The organism is Kitasatospora sp. NPDC085879 (genome assembly GCF_040686255.1).
Classification (GTDB): Bacteria; Actinomycetota; Actinomycetes; order Streptomycetales; family Streptomycetaceae; genus Kitasatospora.
Genome location: NZ_JBFBJZ010000084.1, coordinates 22048 through 28101 on the forward strand (window position 1 = coordinate 22048; position 6054 = coordinate 28101).

The 6054-nt window shown below is 73.4% G+C and carries 5 protein-coding genes and 1 pseudogene; 3 read left to right on the forward strand and 3 right to left on the reverse strand.

Translation table 11 applies throughout. The annotated features are described in order from the left end of the window. Positions 1-411 precede the first annotated feature (411 nt). On the forward strand, positions 412-1266 hold the full coding sequence (locus AB0P35_RS36760) for an ISAs1 family transposase (protein WP_363519752.1): 855 nt from the start codon (positions 412-414) through the stop codon (positions 1264-1266). Continuing rightward, positions 1253-1489, forward strand: coding sequence for a hypothetical protein (locus AB0P35_RS36765; protein WP_363519755.1), 237 nt, complete (start codon positions 1253-1255; stop codon positions 1487-1489). Before AB0P35_RS36760 ends, AB0P35_RS36765 begins: the two co-directional genes overlap by 14 nt. Positions 1490-2072: 583 nt before the next feature. Here the strand turns inward: AB0P35_RS36765 and AB0P35_RS36770 are convergent. From AB0P35_RS36770 to AB0P35_RS36780, 3 genes and pseudogenes are all read right to left on the reverse strand, one after another. Then, the gene (locus AB0P35_RS36770) at positions 2073-2555 is read right to left on the reverse strand and encodes a hypothetical protein (protein WP_363519758.1); all 483 of its coding nucleotides are present in this window, start codon (positions 2553-2555) and stop codon (positions 2073-2075) included. Beyond that, positions 2516-3007 carry a hypothetical protein gene (locus AB0P35_RS36775; protein ID WP_363519761.1) on the reverse strand — a complete coding sequence of 164 codons (492 nt, stop codon included), beginning with the start codon at positions 3005-3007 and terminating at the stop codon, positions 2516-2518. The genes AB0P35_RS36770 and AB0P35_RS36775 overlap by 40 nt, the downstream gene beginning before the upstream one ends. A gap of 35 nt (positions 3008-3042) precedes the next feature. Next, a pseudogene (locus AB0P35_RS36780) lies at positions 3043-3205 on the reverse strand (IS5/IS1182 family transposase); the annotation flags it as partial. 1219 nt (positions 3206-4424) lie between these two features. Between AB0P35_RS36780 and AB0P35_RS36785 the strand changes: the two are divergent. Next, positions 4425-4820, forward strand: a complete 396-nt coding sequence (locus AB0P35_RS36785) for a nuclear transport factor 2 family protein (RefSeq protein ID WP_363519763.1) — start codon at positions 4425-4427, stop codon at positions 4818-4820. Positions 4821-6054 lie beyond the last annotated feature (1234 nt).

Genomic DNA, 6054 nt, shown 5'->3' on the forward strand with positions numbered 1-6054 from the left:
GGCCGGTGCGCGTGTGGCCGGTTGCCCGCCGGCCGACGGCCCTCCGGGAGAACACGTCGGCGACGAAGGCCACATGGACCGTGCCGGGCCCGGACCAGGGCTACGTCATGCTCGCGAAGTGACCCGATCCGTGGAGGTTCGAGCAGCCCGGGTGTTTCGAGGACGGTGCAGGCCGTGGAACGGAAGCAGGCACGGCTTCCGAGTGATCATGAGGTGTCGAGCCCCTGATCACCGCAACGGAAGACCGCGCCTGCGCTCTCATCATCGCCCATCCCTGCCGGACCGGGCCAACTTTCCGTCACCGCAGCGCCGTCAGCAGCGGACCCGTCGGGCCTGTCAGCCCGGCCGGCGGCCGTCCCGGATCCCCGTCGCGCCCGGGGCAGGCGCCACACGCCGGTATTCGTCCCGGCCTTGGCCGCCTGCGCGGTCCCGGCCGGAGCCCGGTCCTTGGCCGCGATCACGAAGTGGGCTGCCGACGTACCTCCCAAGCTGCTGCTTCGTCCCGGTGGAGGCCTCCGAGACCCGGACACCGGACCCGCTGCCCCGCGGGGGGCCACCGTCCGGCGCGTGCTCCAGCGAGTCGACGGCGATGCGCTCGACGCCGCGATCGGAGCCTGGCTCACCGACCGCGCCCCCGCTGAACAGCCCCGACCAGCTGTGGCCGTGGACGGCAAGACCGTGCGCGGGGCGGTCCGCGCCGACGGCACCCAGGTCCAGTTGTTGGCCGCGATGAACACCGCCGGCCTGGTACCGGCCCAGCGGGAGGCGGAGGCGAAGGGCAGCGAGATCAGGGTGTTCCAACCGTTGCTCGCCCCGCTCGACCCGGCCGGGACAGTGGTCACCTTCGACGCCCCGCACACCCGGCACATCCACGCGGGATTCCTCGCCGAAGAGAAGAACGCGCACTTCATCGCCCCGATCAAGGGCAACCACCCGACCTCGCACCACACGCCGAAGCGCCTGCCCTGGCATGACGTCCCCTTGCAGCAGCACACCCGCGCCACCGCCCATGGCCGCGACGAGATCCGCCGCGTCAAGACCTGCACCGTCATCCGCGGAATCGACTTCCCCCACGCCTCCCAGGCCATTCAGATCGTGCGCCGTCGCCGGACCGTCACCACCGGCCAGATCAGCATCGAACGCGTCTACGCCGTCACCAGCCTGACCGTCAGACAGGCCGAACCGGCCGAGACCGCCCAGCATGTCCGTGAGCACTGGGGAAATCGAGAACAAGATCCACCACGCCAGGGACATGACCCACGGTGAAGACGCCTCCCGCGTCCCCACCGACACCGCGCCCCGCGCCATGGCCACGCTGCGGAACCTCGCCACCGGCGCACTCCGCCTCACCGACCACCGCAACATCGCCGCCGGCCTCCGCCGCCACGCCCGCGACGCCCACCGGACTCTCACCACCCTGGACATCACGCGATCAAACCGGACACTCCGCGAAAACGACACCGCCCTGGCCAGCAGCCGGGGATGGTGATGGTGATGGGGAATTGTGCGAGCAGGCCCGGCCCGCGCCTGAACGCGATGATGGGGAATTTCAGCGATCACCCTCGATCGCCTCACTCAATCAGGTCACGGGACTTCCACCGAACCGAATTCCCGCCGATCAACAGCCCCACCAGGCACGATGCTTGTCGCTCCACGGCATGGACGGCCACACGAACTCCGCCGTTGAGACTGAAACGGTGACGAAATCATGTTCCTCTGGGCACACACCGATGCCGTCCGAGGGGCGGCGCAGCACGCACATGCGCCCTTTGCCGTCCGGCGCCCACCCGCGTGTCTGCTGATCTCATGGGCAGGAAGGTCCTCGCGTGAACCGCAATTCGCCTCGCATATCCAGGATCAGAACGATCACCGTGGTCTCGGCCGGCGTCCTCGCCGCAGCCGTGAACGTGGGCTCATCGACCCCCGCGCTCGCTCACACAGCACCACTCGGGGTCCCGGGACCAAACGGCGCCGTCAGTGCCGACTTCGAGCCCCGAACACAGCCCGCGTCCGTCGGCGACGGCCCCGACGACCCCGGGCAGCACAGTCGCCCCACCGACATCGACGATGACTCACCGTCGGACGACCCCCCGCAGTGGCAGGGTCAAGGCGAAGCGGACGACAGCGGCGACGCGGACGACATCGCAGACGACGTCGAACAGGAAGGGTGGACTCACCACCACCACGACTGGAACGCTCCACAGGGCCCGCAGGGTCCGCAGGGTCCGCAGGGCGTTCAGGGTGACGTCGGCGCGCAGGGTGACGTCGGCGCGCAGGGTGACGTCGGCGCGCAGGGTCCACAGGGCACGCAGGGTCCGCAGGGCTGGCAGGGCGTTCAGGGTGACATCGGCGCCCAGGGCTCGCAGGGCGTCCAGGGCGACATCGGCGCCCAGGGCTCGCAGGGCGTCCAGGGCGACATCGGCGCCCAGGGTCCGCAGGGCGTCCAGGGCGACATCGGCGCCCAGGGTCCACAGGGCGTTCAGGGCGACATCGGCGCCCAGGGTCCACAGGGCGTTCAGGGCGTCACGGGCGCCCAGGGCTCGCAGGGCGTCCAAGGCGTGCAGGGCGGTGTCGGCGCCCAGGGACCGGCCTCTGGTGCGCAGAGCCAGGTCGTCACCGCTGCCGACGCGGATGACGGATCGAGCGACGGAAGCGCAATCGCCTCATGCCCCGTGGGCACGTTCGCGGTGGGCGGCGGATTCGCGGGCGCGCAGGGCTCGGTGACCCTCAGCGGGCCGCAGGGTGGCTCACCCGCCACCGGCTGGCAGGTCGCCGGAGCGGAGGGCGTGACCGCGTACGCCGTCTGCGCGCCCTGATGATAGGGGTCTGACTGCACAACGGGGTCTGACTGCACAACGTTGCAGGTGGTGACGGTCTCGGCAAGGCAGGCCTCGACCTCGGCGAGGACAGTGGCGAGTTGCTCGATCTGCTCTCCCAGGCCGTCGGCGCGTGCGGCGATCTCGTCGTGTCCGGCCCGCAGCAGCCGGAGCAGTTCGGCGACGCCCATACGGCCGGCCCGACCGTGCCGCGCCAGACGAGGCCGGGGGTGGTGAGGCGACGGAGTACGCCGGCGGTGGCCGCCCGGTAGACGCGGGAGGCGGCATTGTCGGGTCGGTGGTCGTCATCGTGGGCAAGGCGCCGGTGGAGCATGAGGGTGCCGTTGAACCTGCTCGACCACCCACCGCTTCGGCTGCGGAACGAAGCCCCCGGCAGACCGCAACGGGCGGTCAAGCAGACCGGCGAGCCAGCCCCTGCCAGCGACAGCAGGACCGGGCAGGAGCGGCAGGGGCGGCGGCAGGTGAGGCGCCGCACCACCGGGCACCGTGCCGCTGCCCTGACTGCGGGCAGGCAGGGAGCAGCGCCCTGGTGTCACGACGTCAGCCCCAACCGGTCCGCCGGGGCGCGACGACACCGAGCGGGACCGAGCGGGACCGGCGCAGCACCGACCACCGGCCAAGGTGCTCGGGGGCAGTCCGGGATGTGTACGGCCCCCGGGCCGCCCCCACGACTGCGCGCGGGGCGCCGGCCGGGGCACCCGGGGGGTGAAGCGGCCGGGCGGGAACCCGTGGGGCGCAGCCGGAACGGTCCCCGCAGGGGGTTCGAGGGGCGTCCGTCGCCTTCCCCAGCGACCGGGCTCTGTCCCAGGACACCCCCGGGACGCAGCGGCGGGCGGGGGCAAGCGGTACAGGAGCCAGCCGCGGCCGCGGCGGGTGGGGCCGGGGCCCGGGCCTGAGGGCCCTATGTGGGCCCGCGGGGCCGCTCGGGCGGTCCGCCTACGGCGCCCCCGGACCGGTCGGACCCGGGGTGGGCCGGTCCCCGGGGTCGGCGCCCCCGCCGCCGAACTCCGCGACACCAGCCTGAGCGCCACCACCGACGAACCACCCCGCCCGACCACAAGGCCCGGAAATCTCGACCGCCTCCTGCACAGCGACACAGCCCGGCCGACCGCCACAGTCCCCCGTGCCGACAACACGCCGGTGGCCGGGCCGACACGGCGGTACGACGGCGGGCGCCCCGGGAGGGCGGTACGAAGGCGCAGCGGCACTCCCACTGGCACGGCAACGGGCATCACGGGCAGGCCCGGTCGGAAGGCGACGGCCGCCCCCAGGCCGGGACCGGACCGGGGCCCAGCAGCGGACCGCACATGCCGTGCCGGAGCGCACCACGGCGACGGCCACGGACCCCACCGTTCACAGGCCAGAGTGCGCCAGCGGGCCAGGTCCTTCTCGATGCCGGTCGCCGCCGGCAGGTCCCGCTGGTCCGCCTCCACGCCTGGCCGGCCGGCCCATGTGCGCCTGTAGGAGGGCGAGGTGGCGATGAAGGGCAGCTGACCGGGTGCCCGGGCCGGGCGCTGCCGGGTCGTCGTGTCACCGGGGCAGTGACAGGCTGGAGGCAAGGAGTTGAGGCCAGAGAGGTGATCCGTCATGACCGAGCACCCGCACGTCGCGCTGGTACGCAAGGGATACGAGGCGTTCTCCCGCGGGGACATGACCACCCTGTCCGAGATCCTCGCCAAGGACGTGACTCACCATGTTCCCGGCAGCCACGTCCTTTCCGGCGACCACAAGGGGCTGAACGCGGTCTTGGAGTACTACCGCAGGCTCGGCACCGAGAGTGCCGGCTCCTTCAAGGTCGAGCTGCAACACCTGTTCATCGACGGCCGGGGCCACGTGATGTCGGTGCACCGCGCCACCGCCGAACGAGGCGGCAAGCAGCTGGACGCCATGGGCGGGATCATGTTCAGGATCGTCGGTGAGAAGGTCACCGACCTGGACGAATGCGTCGAGGATCTGGAGACCGGCAACGAGTTCTGGAGCTGATCCACACACCGGCTCCCGGGGGCTTGCGCCGATCGTCGCAGCCAGGCGACGCGGCGGGGACCATGTCCAGGCCCACGCCGGAACCCTGCCCTTTTCCCCTGGTCGCAGCGCTCACCATGACCGCCTTCAGCGGCTGCAGTCACCCACCACCGACACGGCACAGGGCGCGGCGCAGCGCAGGACGGGCGCGGCGCAGCGCAGGACGGGCGCGGCGCAGCGCAGGACGGGCGCAGCACAGGGCGGGCCCAGCACAGGGCGGGCCCAGCACAGGGCGAGCGCAGCACAGGGCGGGCGCGGCCCGGAACGGGTCTGCGGCCCCCGGGGCGAAGCCGTCCCGGGCTGGTGGCGGGAAGGCAGAATCCAGCAGCCTGGACGGCATCCAGAAGCGGGCACCGGCGGCTGTCCGCACCGTGGCCGGCGGGGACGACGCCGGACGGGGACGGCGGGGTATCCGGTCCCCCTGCAGCGGCACCGAAGCGGGCACCGGCGGCTGTCCGCACCGTGGCCGGCGGGGACGACGCCGGACGGGGACGGCGGGGTATCCGGTCCCCCTGCAGCGACGTCGAAGCGGGCACCGGCGGCTGTCCGCACCGTGGCCGGCGGGGACGACGCCGGACGGGGACGGCGGGGTATCCGGTCCCCCTGCAGCGACGTCGAAGCGGGCACCGGCGGCGCGGTCGCGACGCCGGAACCCGGGGCCCGACGACGGGCGGGCACAGCGGCGTCCGATGTACGGCGAAACGGGCCCCCGGGGGGCCTGGCCGACGAAGACATCGGGGCCAGCAGCAGACGACCGGGGAAGCGGCGGGACGGGGCCCAGCAGCAGGCCGGGAACGGCGTGCCGAACCACCCCCGGGGAGGGCGGCTGCGGACGAGCACCGGGCGAGGCCCGGCAAGGACGGCACCCGGTGACCAGCGGCGGGGCGCAGCGGGCACTCGAACGGAACAGCCCGCGCAGGCCCGGGGCGGAGGCCGGGAAGGACAGGAGCGCGCCGGAGCGCTGTGCGGACATCCGGCCGGCACCACACACGATCCCGGCCGGGCGCGCCAGCGGGCGGAGGGCTGTTGGCGGGGGTGCGGCGCTGCGCCGGGGCGCCGCGGGCAGCGGCGGCCGTGGGTGGGGGTGTGGCCCCGGTGTCGTGCGCAGGGGGCTGGGTCGGCCCGCTCCCCGGTGGCATGCTGGGGCCGAGCGTCCCCGCCGACGTCGGGGACGGTGTCGCACCCGCTTCCGCCC

Bases quoted from the DNA above. Each gene is read 5' to 3' on its own strand.
- AB0P35_RS36765 (WP_363519755.1), top strand. From the start codon at position 1,253: ATGACCCACGGTGAAGACGCCTCCCGCGTCCCCACCGACACCGCGCCC.
- AB0P35_RS36775 (WP_363519761.1), bottom strand. From the start codon at position 3,007: ATGGGCGTCGCCGAACTGCTCCGGCTGCTGCGGGCCGGACACGACGAG.
- AB0P35_RS36785 (WP_363519763.1), top strand. From the start codon at position 4,425: ATGACCGAGCACCCGCACGTCGCGCTGGTACGCAAGGGATACGAGGCG.